Source organism: Paracoccus salipaludis, assembly GCF_002287065.1.
Classification (GTDB): Bacteria; Pseudomonadota; Alphaproteobacteria; order Rhodobacterales; family Rhodobacteraceae; genus Paracoccus; species Paracoccus salipaludis.
The window spans coordinates 15,899-33,169 of sequence record NZ_NSJZ01000012.1; the positions used below are offsets into that span (position 1 = coordinate 15,899).

Consider the following 17,271-nt stretch of genomic DNA (forward strand, 5'->3'; position numbering starts at 1 on the left):
GGCCGCCGTCCCGCAGAATCGCAGCCCCGTGATGGGGCGTGATCGACCGGGCTGCAGGCGCCAGATCGCCGACGGGGCTCATTGCCGCAGGCAGTTTTCTTCTTGACCGGGAGAATCTGGGACTATTCTGCCACAGCCTCTTTTCCACAACATATAGTTGTTGTGCCCTGAATCACACACCACATCTACCAAAGTTAACCGCTCGTTCGGCGGACGTTCACGCCTCGCGCGCGAAGCCGGCCCTGCGAGATCGTCGGTGTTCCCGCATTCACCCCATTGCTTCCCATGCTTTCCCATGGCATCCCTTCAACCACGGAAGACGGGCAGTTAAGGGGCGGCAAAGACCCCAGCCAAGGCAGGCTTCATACAGGCACCCGCGATCCGAAAAATGACCTGGCCGCGCGCGAGCAGCACCTTCCCCCGAGGTGGCGCATGAGACCGGGCGATCCCCGAAACTTCGGGGCCCAGAGATGGGACGAGGGCGGCGGATCGGGCAGTGGCAGCGGCCCGATCCGCTCTTTCCCGTTCAGGGCATCCTGTTCGGGTCGGGACAGTGGAAGGTGGCGGTGGCACGCAGGTTCAGAGGCTCGGAGGAGGTCAAGGTCGACGCCAAGGGGCGCGTCTCGATCCCTGCCAAGTTTCGCCGCGTCTTCGAATCGGCCGATCCGGATTTCCCCTCCCGCAACCGCGCGCAGCTGGTCGTCGTCTATGGCTTCGCCGACTGGACTCATCTGCGACTGTATACCATGGAAGCGATCGAGGAAATCGACGAGGGCATCAGCCGGATGCCGCGCGGCTCGGCCGAGCGCAGCTATCTTGAAACCCTGATGAACGGGTTGTCGGACGAGGCCGAGATCGACGCCGACGGCCGGCTGGTCCTGCCGCAGCGCCTGCGCGAGAAGATCGGGCTCGACGACCGCGCCTTCTTCATGGCGCAGGGCGACTACCTCAAGGTCTCGACGCCCGAAACCCACGAGGCCGACCTGCGCGCCATCGAGGCCGACATGCCCGCGCTGGAGCCCGGCGCCGACCCGCTGTCCCTGCTGCCCCCGGCCCCCGAAAGCTGATGACTGCGCCGCATATCCCTGTCCTGCTGCGCCCCCTTCTGGCGGCGGTGGCTCCCGTTCGCGGCACCTGGGTGGATGGCACCTTCGGCGCGGGCGGCTATGCGCGCGGCCTGCTGGATGCGGGCGCCGACCGCGTGATCGGCATCGACCGCGACCCGGCTGTGTTCGACATGGCCCGCGCATGGGCAGGCGGTTACGGCGACCGGCTGCGGCTGGTGCAGGGGACCTTCTCGGACCTCGACGAACTGGCCGGAGAGCCGGTGGACGGCGTGGTGCTGGACCTCGGCGTCAGCTCGATGCAGCTCGACCAGCCCGAGCGCGGCTTTTCCTTTCTGCGGGACGGTCCCCTGGACATGCGCATGGGGCAGGAGGGGCCATCCGCCGCCGACCTGCTGAACACGGCCGAGGAATCGCGCATCGCCGACGTGCTGTATCATTATGGAGAGGAGCGCGCCGCCCGCCGCATCGCCCGCGCCATCGTGGCGGCGCGTCCGTTGGCGACCACGGCGCAGCTGGCCGAGGTCGTCCAGTCCTGCCTGCCTCGCCCCAAGCCGGGCCAGAGCCACCCGGCGACCCGCAGCTTCCAGGCCATCCGCATCTGGGTGAACGATGAATTCGGCCAGCTTCTGTCCGGTCTCATGGCGGCGGAACGCGCGCTGAAGCCCGGCGGCAGGCTGGCGGTGGTCAGCTTCCATTCGCTGGAGGACCGGGTGGTCAAGCGCTTCATGCAGGCCCGCGCCAATGCGGCGGGCGGCGGCAGCCGCTATGCGCCCGAGCTGCGGCACGAGGCCGCCGCCTTCACGCTGCCCTTCCGCCGCGCGATCGGCGCGGACGACGAGGAACTGGCCGCCAACCCCCGCGCGCGCTCGGCCTTTCTGCGCGTCGCGGTCCGCACCGACGCGCCCGCGGGCAGGCCCGATCCTGCCGCGCTGGGCTTGCCGCAGCTTCCCGGAGGAATGTGATGCGGCCGCTTCTGTATCTCATGGCCGCCATGGTGGTGATGGGTCTGGCCTTCTGGGCCTATCGCGAGAATTACCGGACCCAGGCCCAGATCGACCAGATGCAGGCCGTTCAGGTTGAAATCGCGGGTCTGCGGGAAAACCTGGGCGTGCTGCGCGCCGAATGGGCCTATCTCAACCGCCCCGACCGGCTGCGCCAGCTGGTGGACATGAACTTCGAGCGCCTGCGGCTTGCCCCCGTGCAGGCCAACCAGTTCGGCTCGGCCCGCAACATCGACTATCCGCCGCCCGAGCCCGTGGCGCCCCCGACCGAACTGGCGCCGGGCGAGACGACCGCCGGCTGGGTGCCGCGCACGCCCTCCAACAACCGCGGCGCCCCCATGCCGCGCCCCGCCCTGCCGGCCCCCGCCGAAACCATCCCTGCCCTGGAACAGGAGTGACCGCCATGATCCGCACCCCTCTGCGCCCCCTGGCCCGCATCCTCAGCGCGCGGCAGGCAGGGCAGGACCCCGACGAGATCGAGGCCGAACTGCGCGCCCAGCGCCACGCCGAGATCCAGGACCGCGCCCGCCGCCGGGCCGAGACGCGGCTAAAATGGATGGTGGTGTGCTTTGTGGTGGCCTTCGGCACCGTGGGGCTGCGGATGGGCGCGCTGGCCAGCAGCCAGCCGGCGGAACCCCGCGCCCACGCCTCGGGCGCGCAGATCATCTCGCAACGGGCGGACATCGTGGACCGGCGCGGGCGGGTGCTGGCGACGAACCTTTCGACGCACGCGCTTTACGCCCACCCCCGCGACCTGGTGGACCCGCAGACGGCGGCGGCGAAACTGGCGAGGATCTTCCCCGACCTGGATGCCGAGCGGCTCAAGAACGACCTGACCGGCGAGCGCAAGTTCGTCTGGATCAAGAAGAAGCTGTCGCCCGAGCAGATGCAGGCCGTTCATGACATCGGCGAGCCGGGGCTGGTCTTCGGCCCGCGCGAGATGCGCCTTTACCCGAACGGGCGGCTGGCCAGCCATATCCTCGGCGGGTCCCAGTTCGGGGCCGAGGGCGTCAGCTCGGCCGAGGTGCTGGGCATGGCGGGCGTGGAAAAGGCCTTCGACCGCTGGCTGCGCGACCCGGCCAATGGCGGCGCGCCCCTGCAGCTCTCCATCGACCTGACTGCCCAGGCCGCCATGGAGGAAGTGCTGTCGAACGGCATGAAGGTGATGAACGCCAAGGGCGCGACCGGCATCCTGATGGAGGTGAAGTCGGGCGAGATCCTGGCCTTGGCGAGCCTGCCCGACTTCGACCCCAACGACCGCCCGCGCCCGCTGCTGAAGGGCGACCCTTCGGACAGCCCGCTGTTCAATCGCGCCGTGCAGGGGCAGTACGAGCTTGGCTCGACCTTCAAGATCTTCCCGGTGGCGCAGGCCATGGACGAGGGGCTGGTCAACGCCAACACGATGATCAACGCGTCCTCGCCCATGAAGATCGGGAAATACCTGATCCACGACTTCCACAACTATGGCGGCCAGCTGTCCGTCAGGGACATCATCGGCAAGTCCTCGAACGTGGGCACCGTCCGCGTCGCCCAGATGCTGGGCGCCGAGCGGCAGCAGAAGTTCCTGCGCGACCTGGGCTTCTACGAGCCGACCCCGGTCGAGATGTCCGAGGCGCCGACCGGCAAGCCGCTGGTCCCCTCGCGCTGGCCGGCGGTCACGGCGGCGACGGTGGCCTTCGGGCACGGGCTTGCGGCGAGCCCCCTGCACCTGGCCGCGGCCTATGCGACCATCGCCAATGACGGCCGCCGGGTGCGCCCCACGCTGGTGCATCGCAAGGAACCGGTGCAGGGCGAGCAGGTGCTGTCGCCCAAGGCGGCGAAGCAGGCGCGCGATCTTCTGCGCCATGTCGTGACCAAGGGCACCGCCAAGGCGGCCGAGGTCGCGGGCTACCAAGTCGGCGGCAAGACCGGCACCGCCGACAAGCCGCGCCCCGGCGGCGGTTACTACAAGAACCGCAACGTTTCGACCTTCGCTTCGATGTATCCGACCGACCATCCCGAATACGTGCTGGTCGTGACGCTGGACGAGCCCAAGGTTTCCGCCGCCGGCGGGGGCGAGATGCGCACGGCGGGCGCCACCGCCGCGCCGGTGGCCGCCGCCCTGATCCAGCGGCTGTCGCCCATGCTGGGCCTGCGTCCGGACGGGCTGGAGCTGCCCGTGATTGAACCCCGTCCGGCCGATGCCGTAAAGGTCTCGGCGAAATAAGGACCGAGGGATGATGGACAACGACAAGGCCATGAACCTGTCCCGGCTGGGGCTGCGGGCAGGGGACGGAAGCGATCCGCTGATCACCGGCATTTCGGTCGATTCGCGCCAGGTGCGCGACGGGCACCTGTTCGCCGCGCTGCCCGGATCGGCGGCGCACGGGGGCGAGTTCATCCGGTATGCGCTGCGCCAGGGCGCGGGCGCGATCCTGACCGACCGCCAGGGCGCCGAGATCGCGGCGGCCGAGCTTGCGGCCTCCCAAGCCGCGCTGGTCGTGGCCGAGGACCCCCGCGCCGCCCTGGCCGGTGCGGCCGCGCTGTGGTTCCAGGCGCAGCCCGACACGGTCGTGGCGGTCACGGGCACCTCGGGCAAGACTTCGGTCACGACCTTCACCCGCCAGATCTGGCAGGCGCTGGGCCTGAAGGCGATCAACCTCGGGACCATGGGCGTGCAGGGGGATTTCACCGCCAAGCTTGCCCACACGACGCCCGAGCCGGTGACGCTGCACCGCGTGCTGTCCGAAGCCGCCGCGTCGGGCGTCACCCATGCGGCGATGGAGGCGTCCTCGCATGGCCTCGACCAGCGCCGCCTGGACGGGGTGCGGGTCGCGGCGGGGGCCTTCACCAACTTCAGCCAGGACCACCTCGACTATCACCACGACTTCGACAGCTACTTCGCCGCCAAGGCGCTGCTGTTCAGCCATATCCTCGAACCCGGCGCCGCGGCGGTGATCTGCACCGACGATGCGCGGGGGCGCGAGGCGGCACAGATCGCCCGCGACCGGGGCCTGAGGCTTATGACCTACGGCCGGGCCGAGGGCTGCGACCTGCGCATCCTCGCCCAGCGCTATGACGCGACCGGGCAGGAGCTGCGGTTCTCGCTGAACGGCCGGACGCACCTGATTCGCCTGAACCTGATCGGCGGCTTCCAGGCGGAAAACGTGCTCTGCGCGGCGGGCCTGTGCATCGCCACCGGGTCGGACGAGGCGCGCGTCATCGCGGCGCTGCCCGGGCTGACGACCGTGCGCGGCCGGATGGAACTGGCCGCCCAGCGCCGGAACGGGGCCGCGGTCTTCGTGGACTATGCCCACAAGCCGGGCGCCGTGATCGCGGCGCTGCAATCCCTGCGCCCGCACGTGATGGGCCGCATCATCGCCATCGTGGGCGCGGGCGGCGACCGCGACCGGGGCAAGCGCCCGCTGATGGGCGAGGCCGCGCGGCAACATGCCGACGTGGTCTATGTCACCGACGACAACCCCCGGACCGAGGACCCCGCCGCCATCCGCGCCGAGGTCATGGCCGGCGCGGGGCCGGACGCCACCGAGGTCGGCGACCGGGCCGAGGCGATCCTGCGCGCCGTGGATGCGCTGGAACCCGGCGACGCGGCCCTGATCATGGGCAAGGGGCACGAGACCGGCCAGATCGTCGGCTCGGACGTCTTTCCCTTCGACGACGCGGAACAGGCCTCGGTCGCCGTCGCCGCGCTGGACGGCACGATATGAGCCTCTGGACCTCGACCGACGCCGCCGCCGCGACCGGTGGCCGGGCCACTGCCGAGTGGGTTGCCGAGGGCATCTCGATCGACACCCGCAGCATCCGGCCCGGCGATCTGTTCGTGGCGCTCAAGGACGCGCGCGACGGCCACGACTTCGTCGCGCAGGCGCTGGAAAAGGGGGCCGCCGCCGCGCTGGTCAGCCGCATCCCCGAGGGCGTGGCCGAGGACGCGCCCCTTCTGGTCGTGGACGACGTCCTGCCCGCGCTGGAGGCGCTGGGCCGTGCCGCCCGCGCACGCACGAAGGCGCGGGTGCTGGCGATCACGGGCTCGGTCGGCAAGACCTCGACCAAGGACATGGCCGCCGCCGCGCTGTCCCCGCAGGGCCGGGTCCATGCCGCCGAGGCGAGCCTGAACAACCACTGGGGCGTGCCCCTGACGCTGGCGCGGATGCCCGCCGACACCGACTGGGCGATCCTTGAACTCGGCATGAACCATCCGGGCGAGATCGCCCCCCTGTCGCGCATGGCGCGGCCCCATGTGGCGATGATCACCACCGTCGCCCCCGCCCATATGGAGGCCTTCGGCAGCCTCGAAGGCATCGCCGTGGAAAAGGCCTCGATCTTCGAGGGGCTGGAGCCCGCGGGCCACGCGATCCTTCCCGAGGACCTGCCCGTCACGCAGATCCTGCGCGACGCCGCCGACCGGGCGGGCGCCATCGTCGTGGGCTTCGGCCGGGACGGCGTGGCCAAGCCCGTGAAGACCGAGGTGGCCGAGGGGGAAACCCGCGTCCGCGCCCGCGTGCTGGGCGAGACGCTGGACTTCGCCCTCGCAACCGCGGGCGCGCATTTCGTGATGAACGCGGTGGGCGTCCTCGCCGCCATCACCGCGCTGGGCGCCGACCCCAAGGCCTCGGCCCGGGGCCTCGCCGACTGGCGCCCCTACAAGGGCCGGGGCGGGGTGGAACGGATCGGCGGGATCACGCTGATCGACGACAGCTACAACGCCAATCCGACGAGCCTTGCCGCAGGGCTCTCGACGCTTGACGCCATGCCCCCGGGCCGCCGCGTGGCGATCCTGGGCGACATGCTGGAACTGGGCGAGGATGAATTCGCCCTGCACCGCGCCATTGCAGATTACCCGCAGATGCAGGGGGTTGCGCTGGTCCATGCCTGCGGCCCCCGGATGCGCCACCTGATGGACGCGCTGCCCGCCGACCGCCGGGGCCTCTGGTCCGAGGAGGCCGCCGACCTCTGCGCCCGCGCGGGCGAGATGGTCCGCGACGGCGACGTGGTCTTCGTGAAGGGGTCCAAGGGATCGCGCGTGGCAAGCGTGGTTGACGCGATCCGCCGGGCGCGGCAGACGCCCGCATCAGATAACAACAAGGGGTAAACCCGATGCTCTACTGGCTGGCGAACCTGTCCGAGGATGGCGGCGTCTTCAACCTGTTCCGCTATATCACCTTCCGGTCGGGCGCGGCCTTCTTCACCGCGCTGATCTTCGGCTTCATCTTCGGCCGGCCGCTGATCGACTGGCTGCGCGTCAAGCAGAAGAAGGGCCAGCCCCTGCGCGAGATCGGCCCGGACCATTTCGCCAAGGCGGGCACGCCCACGATGGGCGGCATCCTGATCCTGTCGGCGCTGTTCTTCTCGACCCTGCTCTGGGCGCGGCTCGACAACGGCTACATCTGGGTCGTGCTGCTGGTGACGGCAGCCTTCGCGGCGATCGGCTTCGCCGACGACTATGCCAAGGTGACCAAGCAGCACCACGCGGGCGTGTCGGGCCGGGTCCGCATGGCGATCGGGCTTGCCGTGGGCGCGCTGGCGGGGCTGGCCGTCGCCTGGCTGAACCCGGCGCCCCTGTCGGGCCAGCTGGCGCTGCCCTTTCTCAAGGACGTGCTGATCAACCTTGGGGTCCTCTTCATCCCCTTCGCCATGCTGGTGATCGTGGGCGCGGCGAACGCGGTGAACCTGACCGACGGGCTGGACGGGCTGGCCATCGGGCCGGTGATGATCGCGGCCGTCACCTTCGGGATCATCGCCTATCTCGTCGGCAACGCCAACTTCGCCAACTACCTCGGCGTCCACTTCGTCCCCGGCACGGGCGAGATCGCCGTCTTTGTCGCGGCGCTGATGGGCGGGGGGCTGGGCTTCCTGTGGTACAACGCGCCGCCCGCCGCCGTCTTCATGGGCGACACCGGCAGCCTCGCCCTGGGCGGCGCGCTGGGCGCCATCGCCGTCTGCATCAAGCACGAGATCGTGCTGGCCATCGTGGGCGGCCTTTTCGTGGTCGAGGCGCTGTCGGTCATCATCCAGGTCGCCTATTTCAAGCGCACCGGGCGGCGCGTCTTCCTGATGGCCCCGATCCACCACCATTTCGAGAAAAAGGGCTGGGCCGAGCCGCAGATCGTCATCCGCTTCTGGATCATCGCCGTGATCCTGGCGCTGATCGGCCTGTCCACCCTGAAGCTGCGCTGAGGAGGAACCGCCCGCTCCTGCCGGTGTTCGACCTTTGCCCATGGTGGAGGAGCATCGCATGGCGGACGAGTTTCACCCGGGCCAGCGGGTCAGCTGGCAAAGCTCGGGCGGGACCTCGCATGGCAAGATCCTGCGCAAGCTGACCTCGCGCATGAAGATCAAGGACCACGAGGTCGCCGCCAGCGAGGACGAGCCGCAGTATCTCGTCGAAACCGACAACGGCGCGCAGGCCGCCCACAAGCCCGAGGCGCTGAAGCCTTTGTAGGCGCCCCGAAGGTTGCCGCCGCGCGGCGTCCATGCGACACCGGCTCCCGCATTTCCGTTGCAGCCGGTGCCGCATGATCCCTGTCCAAGGCGTTCAGAACCAGACCATCGCCGTCCTCGGCCTCGGCCGCTCGGGCCGGGCCACCGCCGCAGCCCTGCGCGAGGGCGGCGCCACCGTTGTCGCTTGGGACGACAGCGCCGAGACGCGGGCGCAGGCGGAATCCGAGGGGTTGCAGCTTCTCGACCTCACCCGGGACGCCGGCTGGCGCGACCGGATCGACGCGCTGATCACCTCGCCCGGCATCCCGCATCTCTACCCGCATCCGCACCCTGCCATCGCGCAGGCCCTGCGGCGCGGCGTGCCGGTGGACAACGACATCGGGCTGTTCTTCCGCAGCTTCGGCGCGCTTGACTGGGCGGCCTTCGACACGCCGCCGAGGGTCATCTGCGTCACCGGCTCGAACGGCAAGTCCACCACCACGGCGCTGATCCACCACATCCTGCAGGCCACGGGTCGTCCGACCCAGATGGGCGGCAACATCGGCACCGGCGTCCTGTCGCTCGACCCGCCCGTGGATGGCGAGGTGGTGGTGCTGGAGCTGTCGTCCTACCAGACGGACCTCGCCCGCGCGCTGACGCCGGACGTGGCGGTCTTCACCAACCTCTCGCCCGACCACATGGACCGGCATTCCGGCTTCGGCGGCTATTTCGCGGCCAAGCGGCGGCTGTTTGCGGAAGGCGGCCCCGACCGCTGCGTGATCGGCGTGGACGAGGACGAGGGCCGCTATCTGGCAAATCAGATGGGGCAGGGGCCGCAGGACGACCGGGTGATCCGCGTCTCGGTGGAAGACAAGCTCGACGGCTTCGGCTGGTCCGTCTCGGCCCGCAAGGGATACCTGTCGGAATGGCGCAAGGGGCGGCAGATCGCCTCCATCGACCTGCGCGGGATCAAGGGCCTGCCGGGTGCGCACAACCACCAGAACGCCTGCGCGGCCTATGCCGCCTGCCGCAGCATCGGCCTTGCCCCGCGCGACATCGAGGCCGCCTTCCACAGTTTCGCGGGCCTGCCGCACCGCAGCCAGACCGTCGCCGAGATCAACGGCGTGCGCTGGGTGAACGACTCCAAGGCCACCAACGTCGATTCGGCGGAAAAGGCGCTGACGGCCTTCGACAACATCCGCTGGATCGCGGGCGGCATGGGGAAAGAGGGCGGCATCGCCGCACTGGCGCCGCTGTTTCCGCGCATCCGCAAGGCCTATCTGATCGGCCATTCCGCCCGCGACTTCGCGCTGCAACTGTCGGACACGCCCCACGAGGTCGTCGAGACGATGGAAGTCGCCGTCGCCCGCGCGGCCGCCGAATCCGAGCCTGGCGACACGGTGCTGCTGGCCCCGGCCTCGGCCAGCTTCGACCAGTATCCGAACTTTGAGAAGCGCGGCGAGCATTTCACCGCGCTGGTCGAGACGCTGCGCCAGAGCTGAACCACGGGGCGGCCCGGCCGGGGGCCGCCACCCGGCGCAATCATTTCTAGCCTCATGCGGCCATCCGCGCTATGGTTGCGCCCAGACCCGGGCCAAACCGGGCAGGGCAGAGGCAGTGTCAGCGGTGAACCCATGACCGAGATGGTCTTTGGCGCCACGCCTGTACGGGCGGGGGATCCAATTCTTCCACGCTGGTGGCGAACGGTGGACAAGTGGGCGCTGGCCTGCGTGCTGGCGCTGTTCGCGCTGGGGCTGCTGCTGGGGCTCGCCGCCTCGGTGCCGCTGGCGGAACGCAACAACCTGCCGGCCTTCTACTATGTCTCGCGGCAGGCGGCCTTCGGGGGCATGGCGCTGGGGGTGATGCTTGTCGTGTCCATGCTGTCGCCCGTGCAGGTGCGCCGCCTGGGCGTGCTGCTGTTCCTGGGCGCCTTTGCCACGGTCCTGGCGCTGCCGGTCATCGGCACCGACTTCGGCAAGGGGGCGACGCGCTGGCTGTCGCTGGGCTTTGCCTCGATCCAGCCGTCCGAGTTCCTCAAGCCCGGCTTTATCGCGATCTGCGCCTGGTTCATGGCCTCGGCGCAGGCGGTGGGCGGACCGCCGGGGCGGCTTTATTCGTTCTTCGTGGCGGCGACGGTGATCGTGGTGCTGGCGCTGCAACCGGACTTCGGCCAGGCCTCGCTGATCCTGTTCTCCTGGCTGGTGATGTATTTCATCGCGGGCGCCCCCGTCGCGCTGATCGCGGGCACCATCGGGCTTGCGGCCATGGGCGGCCTGTTCGCCTATGCCAACAGCGAGCATTTCGCCCGCCGCATCAACGGCTTCCTGTCGTCCGAGATCGATCCGCGCACCCAGATCGGTTATGCCACCAACGCCATCCAGGAAGGCGGCTTCTTCGGCGTGGGCGTGGGCGAGGGCAGCGTCAAGTGGTCGCTGCCGGACGCGCATACCGACTTCATCATTGCGGTCGCGGCCGAGGAATACGGCTTCGTCATGGTTCTGGCGATTATCGCGCTTTACTGCGCGATCGTCGTGCGCTCGCTGTGGCGGCTGCTGGGGGAACGCGACCCCTTTGCCCGCATCGCGGGCACCGGGCTGGCCTGCGCCTTCGGGGTGCAGGCGCTGATCAACATGGGCGTCGCGGTCCGCCTGCTGCCCGCCAAGGGAATGACGCTGCCCTTCGTCAGCTACGGCGGCTCGTCGGTGATCGCCTCGGGGATCACGCTGGGGATGCTGCTGGCGCTGACCCGGACGCGGCCGCAGAACGCGCTGGCGGACGTGCTGGGGCGCGCGGGACGATGACCGGGACGGCGCGGCTGGCCCTGATCGCCGCCGGGGGCACCGGCGGGCACATGTTTCCGGCGCAGGCGCTGGCGGAACGCCTGCTGGCGGACGGCTGGCGGGTGAAGCTGTCCACCGATGACCGCGGCGCGCGCTATGCCGGGGGCTTCCCGCCCGAGGTTTCGCGCGAGATCGTGCGGTCCGCCACCACGGCGCGGGGCGGGCTCGGGGGCAAGCTGAGCGCCCCCTTGCGGATCGGGCAGGGGCTGGCGGGCGCGCTGCGCGCCATGCGCCGCGACCGCCCGGCGGTGGTCGTGGGCTTCGGCGGCTATCCGACGATCCCCGCCATGGGCGCGGCCTCGATCCTGGGCGTGCCGCGCATGATCCATGAACAGAACGGCATCATGGGCCGGGTGAACCGGATCTTCGCCCGCCGGGTGGACCGGATCGCCTGCGGCACCTGGCCGACCGAACTGCCCCAGGGGGTCGAGGGCAGCCATGTCGGCAACCCCGTCCGCAAGGCTGTGCTGGACCAGGCGGGCGCCCCTTACCGCCCGCCGGGCGACGGCGCGCTGCACCTTCTGGTGATCGGCGGCAGCCAGGGGGCGCGGGTCCTGTCGGACTGCGTGCCTGCCGCCATCGCGGCCCTGCCGGACGATCTGCGCCCGCGCCTCGAGGTCAGCCACCAGGCCCGGGCCGAGGATGCCGAACGCGTGACGCGCGCCTATGACGAGGCGGGGGTCCGGGCCGAGGTCCGCCCCTTCTTCACCGACGTGCCCGAACGGCTGGCGGCCTGCCAGCTGGTCGTCAGCCGGGCAGGGGCCTCCTCCATCGCCGACATCACCGTGATCGGCCGGCCGGCGATCCTGATTCCCTATGCCGCCGCCGCGGGCGACCACCAGACAGCGAATTCGCGGGCATTGGCGGATTCCGGCGCAGCGGTCGTCCTGCCCGAATCCGTGCTGGACGCCGACAGCCTGGCGCGCGATCTGCGCGCGATCCTGACGGACGCCCCCCGCGCCCGCCAGATGGCCGAAGCGGCCCTTTCCCTCGGCCGCCCCGACGCGGCGGCCCGACTGCATGACCTTGTGACGGAACTGACCCCATGAACGCAGCCACCAAGCTTCCCGGAGAACTCGGGCCGATCCATTTCGTGGGCATCGGCGGCATCGGCATGTCCGGGATCGCCGAGGTGCTGATGACGCTGGGCTACACGGTCCAGGGGTCGGACGCCAAGCGGTCCAAGATCACCGACCGGCTGGAAAGCCTGGGCGCCACCGTCTTCGAGGGCCAGCGGGCCGAGAACATCGGGGACGCGGGCGTGGTGGTGATCTCGACCGCCATCAAGAAGGGCAACCCCGAGCTTGAGGAAGCCCGCCGCCGCGGCCTTCCCGTCGTCCGGCGCGCCGAGATGCTGGCGGAACTGATGCGGCTCAAGTCCAACATCGCCATTGCGGGCACCCACGGGAAGACCACCACCACGACCATGGTGGCGACGCTGCTGGACGCGGGCGGGCTGGACCCGACCGTCATCAACGGCGGCGTGATCCATGCCTACGGGTCCAATGCGCGGGCCGGTGCGGGCGAGTGGATGGTGGTCGAGGCCGACGAATCGGACGGCAGCTTCAACCGCCTGCCCGCGACCATCGCCATCGTCACCAACATCGACCCCGAGCACATGGAGCACTGGGGCTCGTTCGACGCACTGCGCAAGGGCTTCACCGACTTCGTGTCGAACATCCCCTTCTACGGCCTTGCCGTCTGCTGCACCGACCACCCCGAGGTGCAGGGCCTCGTCGGCCGCGTGACCGACCGCCGGGTCGTGACCTTCGGCTTCAACGCCCAGGCCGACGTGCGGGCCGTGAACCTGCGCTACGAGAACGGCGCGGCCCATTTCGACGTTGCCCTTCAGGGAGAGCGTGGCGACGACGGCGAGGTGCCGATGATCGAGGGCTGCACCCTGCCGATGCCGGGCGACCACAATGTGTCCAATGCGCTGGCGGCGGTCGCCGTGGCGCGGCACCTCGGGCTCAAGCGCGCGCAGATCCGCGACGCGCTGGCGGCTTTCGGCGGGGTCGGGCGGCGCTTCACCCGGGTGGGCGAGGTGAACGGCGTCACCATCATCGACGACTATGGCCATCACCCGGTGGAAATCGCGGCGGTGCTGAAGGCGGCGCGGCAGGCGACCAAGGGCCGCGTGATCGCCGTCCACCAGCCGCACCGCTATTCGCGGCTGTCGAACCTGTTCGACGACTTCTGCACCTGTTTCAACGAGGCCGACGTGGTGGGCATCGCCGAGGTCTATTCGGCGGGCGAGGACCCGATCCCGGGCGCATCGCGCGACGACCTCGTGGCCGGGCTGATCGCCCATGGCCATCGCCATGCCCGCGCTGTGATGGACGAATCGGATCTTGCGCGGCTGGTGCGCGAACAGGCGCGGCCGGGCGACATGGTGGTCTGCCTCGGCGCGGGGACCATCTCGGCCTGGGCCAACGCCCTGCCCGAGCGGCTGTCGCTGAAGGCGGCCTGAGCCGGTGATCGGCGACTTCGCCCTGCCGGCCGCCCTGGCCGGGACTCTGCCGGGGCTGCTGGCCTGGCTGGGCGCGCGCCGACTGGGGCTGGCGGGGCTGCTGGGGGCGCTGGCGGCCTGCGGCGCGTTGGCGATCCTCGGCTGGAACCTGACCCGCGACGTGCTGACGGGCGACGACCAGTTGCGCCGTGCGGGCATCATCTTCTTCGTCGTGGTGCCGGGCGTCGTTTCGCTGATCCTGGGCGCCATCGCGGGCTTCTGGGACGCGCATCGCCGCCGGATCGACTTGCCGGACCGCTGAGGGACCGGGGGCCAGCCCCCGGACCCCCGGGATATTTGAGCGAAGAAGAATGGCCCTGACGCCTGCGGGAGGCTGCGGCGGCGCGGGGGCGCTTGCCCGGCCCGGGCCGCTGCCCTAGGCGGGGCGGCAAGAAAGGAAGGCTTCCGATGACTGAACTCCCGCCGATCCGGGGCACGCTGACGCAGGACCGCCCCTTGGCCGACCTGACCTGGCTGCGCGTAGGCGGGCCCGCCGACTGGCTGTTCCAGCCCGCCGACCGCGAGGACCTGATGCTGTTCCTGCAGAACCTCGTGCCCGAGGTGCCGGTCTTCGCGATGGGCGTCGGCTCGAACCTGATCGTGCGGGACGGCGGCATCCGGGGCGTGGTGATCCGGCTGGGCCGCGGCTTCAACGGGATCGAGATCGCGGACGGGCTGGTCCACGCGGGCGCGGCCGCGCTGGACATGCACGTCGCCAGGCGCGCGGCCGAGGCGGGGCTGGACCTGACCTTCCTGCGCACCATCCCCGGCACGATCGGGGGCGCGGTCCGCATGAACGCCGGCTGCTACGGGTCCTATGTCGCGGATCACCTGGTCGAGGTCGAGGCGGTCACGCGGCAGGGCGAATCGCGGGTGCTGGCGGCGGGCGACCTGCGGCTTGCCTACCGCTCGTCGGCGCTGCCCGAAGGCTGGGTGCTGACCCGCGCGACCTTCCGCGCCGAGCCCGGCGACCCCGGGGCCCTTGCCGCCCGGATGGAGGAGCAGCTGGCCCGACGCGACGCGAGCCAGCCCACGCGCGAGCGCAGCGCCGGTTCGACCTTCCGCAACCCGGCGGGGTTCAGCTCGACCGGGAAGGAGGGCGACGTCCACGACCTCAAGGCTTGGAAGCTGATCGAGGGCGCGGGCCTGCGCGGCCACCGCCTTGGCGGCGCCCAGATGAGCGAGAAGCACCCGAACTTCCTGATCAACACCGGGGGCGCCACCGCCGCCGAGCTGGAGGACCTGGGCGAGATGGTCCGCGCGCGGGTGCGGGAAACCAGCGGCCACGAGCTTGCCTGGGAGGTTGTCAGGGTGGGCGATCGCTGATCGCGCAAAACGTGCAAATGCCCCAGAATCCTCTTCCCCCATCTGCGGCTTTGTGACTATCATCGGCCCATCGAAAAGCGCCGTCCAAGGCGCAGGAAAACCGGGGGCGAAGATCCCCGAATCAGTCCCCGGCTTACGGGGCGAAAGGCAGATGTGGCGGGCAGGTCGAGCAGGACAGCCCACACCGTAGCGGTCCTGATGGGCGGCCCCTCGGCGGAGCGAGAGGTGTCGCTGTCGTCGGGGCGCGGATGCGCGGATGCGCTGCGGGTGGCGGGATACGAGGTGGTCGAGATCGCTCTTGGCCCCGATGACGGCGCGGGCCTGCCTTCGCGGCTGGCCGAGGTCCGCCCCGACGTTGTCTTCAACGCGCTGCACGGCCGGATGGGCGAGGACGGCCGCGTCCAGGGCCTGCTGGAATGGCTGGGCTATCCCTATACCCATTCGGGCGTGCTGGCCTCGGCCTTGGCGATGGACAAGACGCGCGCCAAGCAGGTCTTCCGCGATGCGGGGCTGCCGGTCGTCGAAAGCGTGCTGGCCCGCCGCGAGGATGTCCGCGCGCGCCATGTCCTGCCGCCTCCTTACGTGGTCAAGCCCAATGACGAGGGCTCGTCCGTGGGCGTCTATATCGTCCGCGAGGGCGACAACGCCGCGCCCCTGTCCGACGACATGCCCGCGCAGGTCATGGTCGAGGCCTATGCCCCGGGCCGCGAGCTGACCACCACCGTCCTGGGCGACCGGGCCTTGGGCGTGACCGAGATCGTGACCGCCGGCTGGTACGACTACGACGCCAAGTATTCCGAAGGGGGCTCGCGCCATGTCATCCCGGCCGAGATCCCCGACGAGGTCACCCGGGCCTGCCTCGACTATGCCCGCCGCGCGCATGAGGCGCTGGGCTGCCGCGGGCTCAGCCGCACCGATTTCCGCTGGGATGATTCGCGCGGCCTCGACGGGCTGGTGGTCCTGGAAACCAATACCCAGCCGGGGATGACGCCCACCTCGCTCGCGCCCGAGCAGGCGGCCCATGCCGGCATGGACTTCCCGGCGCTCTGCCGCTGGATCGTGGAGGACGCGCTGTGTCGGGACTGAAGGACTTCACCCGGTCGTTCCAGGCGGCCGTCCAGCCCGCGCCCGTGCGCCGGGTCGGCACCCGCCCGGCCCCCGTCCGCGCGGCCCGGCGCGAGCCCGGCCCGTCGCGGCTGGCCTATCGGCTGAACCGTCTGTGGCTGACGCCGCTGTACCGCCGGCTGTTGCGGGTGGGTCTGCCGGCCTTTGTCGTCTGCCTGTTCGCCGGGCTGTGGCTGGCCGACGACACGCGGCGCGCGAACCTGACCGGCGCGATGACGGCCATGGTGGACCGCATCCAGTCGCAGGAAGCCTTCATGGTCCACAGCATGGAGATCGAGGGCGCCTCGCCTGCCGTGGAGAAGGGGCTGCGCGCCATGCTGCCGGTGACGCTGCCCGCCTCGAGCTTCGACATCGACCTGCCCGAGCTGCGCGCTTCGGTCGAGCGGCTGGACGCCATCGAGAAGATGGAGCTGCGGATCAAGCCGGGCGGCGTCCTGTCGGCGGTCGTGACCGAACGCAAGCCCGCGATCCTGTGGCGCCACGCCCGCGGGCTGGACCTGCTGGACGCCGAGGGGCACCGCGTCGCCTCGATCACCTCGCGCGACATGCGGACCGACCTGCCCATGATCGCGGGCGAGGGCGCGGGCGCCCATGCGGCCGAGGCTCTGGCCCTGATCGACCTGGCCGGCCCAATCCTGCCGCGCCTGCGGGGGCTCGAGCGGATGGGCGAGCGGCGCTGGGACGTCGTTCTGGACCGCGGGCAGCGCATCATGCTGCCGACCGACCGGCCGCTGCCCGCGTTGCAGGCGGCCATGGCGATGGACCGCGAGGACGGCCTGCTGGCGCGCGACGTGGTGGCCGTGGACCTGCGCGACCCCGCGCGCCCGGTGCTGCGGATGGGGCTTGCCGCGCAGAACACGCTGCGGCGCGCCGCCGGGCTGCCGGAACTGGACGCCGAGGGCAATCTGATCGACCCCGAGGAGGGGGCCGAGGACGGCGACAAGACCGGCCAGGCGACACGCGGCTGAGGCAGGGGCAGGAAGGAA

Annotated in this window: 16 protein-coding genes; all 16 read left to right on the top strand. The window is 70.6% G+C overall.

Annotation, left to right across the window (positions count from 1 at the left end):
* The first annotated feature begins 566 nt into the window (after nucleotides 1-566).
* Nucleotides 567-1,067 carry a division/cell wall cluster transcriptional repressor MraZ gene (gene mraZ / locus CK240_RS12710; RefSeq protein ID WP_095640770.1) on the top strand — a complete coding sequence of 167 codons (501 nt, stop codon included), beginning with the start codon at nucleotides 567-569 and terminating at the stop codon, nucleotides 1,065-1,067.
* Entirely contained in the window at nucleotides 1,067-2,029 is a 963-nt protein-coding gene (gene rsmH / locus CK240_RS12715) for a 16S rRNA (cytosine(1402)-N(4))-methyltransferase RsmH (RefSeq protein WP_095640713.1), read from the top strand. Before mraZ ends, rsmH begins: the two co-directional genes overlap by 1 nt.
* Entirely contained in the window at nucleotides 2,029-2,466 is a 438-nt protein-coding gene (ftsL, locus tag CK240_RS12720; RefSeq protein WP_240517410.1) for a cell division protein FtsL, read from the top strand. The genes rsmH and ftsL overlap by 1 nt, the downstream gene beginning before the upstream one ends.
* Nucleotides 2,467-2,471: 5 nt before the next feature.
* Nucleotides 2,472-4,274, top strand: a complete 1,803-nt coding sequence (locus CK240_RS12725) for a peptidoglycan D,D-transpeptidase FtsI family protein (protein ID WP_095640714.1) — start codon at nucleotides 2,472-2,474, stop codon at nucleotides 4,272-4,274.
* Between the two features lie 13 nt (nucleotides 4,275-4,287).
* On the top strand, nucleotides 4,288-5,775 hold the full coding sequence (locus CK240_RS12730; protein WP_240517417.1) for a UDP-N-acetylmuramoyl-L-alanyl-D-glutamate--2,6-diaminopimelate ligase: 1,488 nt from the start codon (nucleotides 4,288-4,290) through the stop codon (nucleotides 5,773-5,775).
* Entirely contained in the window at nucleotides 5,772-7,157 is a 1,386-nt protein-coding gene (locus CK240_RS12735; protein ID WP_095640715.1) for a UDP-N-acetylmuramoyl-tripeptide--D-alanyl-D-alanine ligase, read from the top strand. Before CK240_RS12730 ends, CK240_RS12735 begins: the two co-directional genes overlap by 4 nt.
* Nucleotides 7,158-7,162: 5 nt before the next feature.
* Nucleotides 7,163-8,242 (top strand): phospho-N-acetylmuramoyl-pentapeptide-transferase, encoded by a 1,080-nt coding sequence (gene mraY / locus CK240_RS12740; protein ID WP_095640716.1) that lies wholly within the window; start codon nucleotides 7,163-7,165, stop codon nucleotides 8,240-8,242.
* Nucleotides 8,243-8,300: 58 nt separating this feature from the next.
* Entirely contained in the window at nucleotides 8,301-8,507 is a 207-nt protein-coding gene (locus tag CK240_RS12745) for a hypervirulence associated TUDOR domain-containing protein (RefSeq protein WP_095640772.1), read from the top strand.
* A gap of 31 nt (nucleotides 8,508-8,538) precedes the next feature.
* The gene (gene murD, locus CK240_RS12750) at nucleotides 8,539-9,987 is read left to right on the top strand and encodes a UDP-N-acetylmuramoyl-L-alanine--D-glutamate ligase (protein ID WP_135058843.1); all 1,449 of its coding nucleotides are present in this window, start codon (nucleotides 8,539-8,541) and stop codon (nucleotides 9,985-9,987) included.
* A 132-nt stretch (nucleotides 9,988-10,119) separates the two neighbouring features.
* Nucleotides 10,120-11,286, top strand: coding sequence for a peptidoglycan glycosyltransferase FtsW (locus CK240_RS12755; protein WP_095640718.1), 1,167 nt, complete (start codon nucleotides 10,120-10,122; stop codon nucleotides 11,284-11,286).
* Nucleotides 11,283-12,374: a UDP-N-acetylglucosamine--N-acetylmuramyl-(pentapeptide) pyrophosphoryl-undecaprenol N-acetylglucosamine transferase gene (locus CK240_RS12760; RefSeq protein WP_095640719.1), complete on the top strand. Its 1,092-nt coding sequence runs from the start codon at nucleotides 11,283-11,285 to the stop codon at nucleotides 12,372-12,374. Before CK240_RS12755 ends, CK240_RS12760 begins: the two co-directional genes overlap by 4 nt.
* Nucleotides 12,371-13,795 carry a UDP-N-acetylmuramate--L-alanine ligase gene (gene murC / locus CK240_RS12765; RefSeq protein WP_095640720.1) on the top strand — a complete coding sequence of 475 codons (1,425 nt, stop codon included), beginning with the start codon at nucleotides 12,371-12,373 and terminating at the stop codon, nucleotides 13,793-13,795. Before CK240_RS12760 ends, murC begins: the two co-directional genes overlap by 4 nt.
* 4 nt (nucleotides 13,796-13,799) lie before the next feature.
* On the top strand, nucleotides 13,800-14,096 hold the full coding sequence (locus CK240_RS12770; protein WP_095640721.1) for a hypothetical protein: 297 nt from the start codon (nucleotides 13,800-13,802) through the stop codon (nucleotides 14,094-14,096).
* A 146-nt stretch (nucleotides 14,097-14,242) separates the two neighbouring features.
* On the top strand, nucleotides 14,243-15,160 hold the full coding sequence (gene murB, locus CK240_RS12775) for a UDP-N-acetylmuramate dehydrogenase (RefSeq protein WP_095640722.1): 918 nt from the start codon (nucleotides 14,243-14,245) through the stop codon (nucleotides 15,158-15,160).
* 198 nt (nucleotides 15,161-15,358) lie between these two features.
* On the top strand, nucleotides 15,359-16,246 hold the full coding sequence (locus CK240_RS12780) for a D-alanine--D-alanine ligase (RefSeq protein ID WP_240517411.1): 888 nt from the start codon (nucleotides 15,359-15,361) through the stop codon (nucleotides 16,244-16,246).
* Nucleotides 16,234-17,253, top strand: coding sequence for a cell division protein FtsQ/DivIB (locus CK240_RS12785; protein WP_240517412.1), 1,020 nt, complete (start codon nucleotides 16,234-16,236; stop codon nucleotides 17,251-17,253). Before CK240_RS12780 ends, CK240_RS12785 begins: the two co-directional genes overlap by 13 nt.
* The last annotated feature ends 18 nt before the right edge of the window (nucleotides 17,254-17,271 follow it).

What these genes read in the sequence shown, in the direction of transcription:
- rsmH (WP_095640713.1), top strand. Translation starts at nt 1,067, where the DNA reads ATGACTGCGCCGCATATCCCTGTCCTGCTGCGCCCCCTTCTGGCGGCG.
- ftsL (WP_240517410.1), top strand. Translation starts at nt 2,029, where the DNA reads ATGCGGCCGCTTCTGTATCTCATGGCCGCCATGGTGGTGATGGGTCTG.
- CK240_RS12725 (WP_095640714.1), top strand. Translation starts at nt 2,472, where the DNA reads ATGATCCGCACCCCTCTGCGCCCCCTGGCCCGCATCCTCAGCGCGCGG.
- CK240_RS12730 (WP_240517417.1), top strand. Translation starts at nt 4,288, where the DNA reads ATGGACAACGACAAGGCCATGAACCTGTCCCGGCTGGGGCTGCGGGCA.
- CK240_RS12735 (WP_095640715.1), top strand. Translation starts at nt 5,772, where the DNA reads ATGAGCCTCTGGACCTCGACCGACGCCGCCGCCGCGACCGGTGGCCGG.
- mraY (WP_095640716.1), top strand. Translation starts at nt 7,163, where the DNA reads ATGCTCTACTGGCTGGCGAACCTGTCCGAGGATGGCGGCGTCTTCAAC.
- CK240_RS12745 (WP_095640772.1), top strand. Translation starts at nt 8,301, where the DNA reads ATGGCGGACGAGTTTCACCCGGGCCAGCGGGTCAGCTGGCAAAGCTCG.
- murD (WP_135058843.1), top strand. Translation starts at nt 8,539, where the DNA reads ATGCGACACCGGCTCCCGCATTTCCGTTGCAGCCGGTGCCGCATGATC.
- CK240_RS12755 (WP_095640718.1), top strand. Translation starts at nt 10,120, where the DNA reads ATGACCGAGATGGTCTTTGGCGCCACGCCTGTACGGGCGGGGGATCCA.
- CK240_RS12760 (WP_095640719.1), top strand. Translation starts at nt 11,283, where the DNA reads ATGACCGGGACGGCGCGGCTGGCCCTGATCGCCGCCGGGGGCACCGGC.
- murC (WP_095640720.1), top strand. Translation starts at nt 12,371, where the DNA reads ATGAACGCAGCCACCAAGCTTCCCGGAGAACTCGGGCCGATCCATTTC.
- murB (WP_095640722.1), top strand. Translation starts at nt 14,243, where the DNA reads ATGACTGAACTCCCGCCGATCCGGGGCACGCTGACGCAGGACCGCCCC.
- CK240_RS12780 (WP_240517411.1), top strand. Translation starts at nt 15,359, where the DNA reads ATGGGCGGCCCCTCGGCGGAGCGAGAGGTGTCGCTGTCGTCGGGGCGC.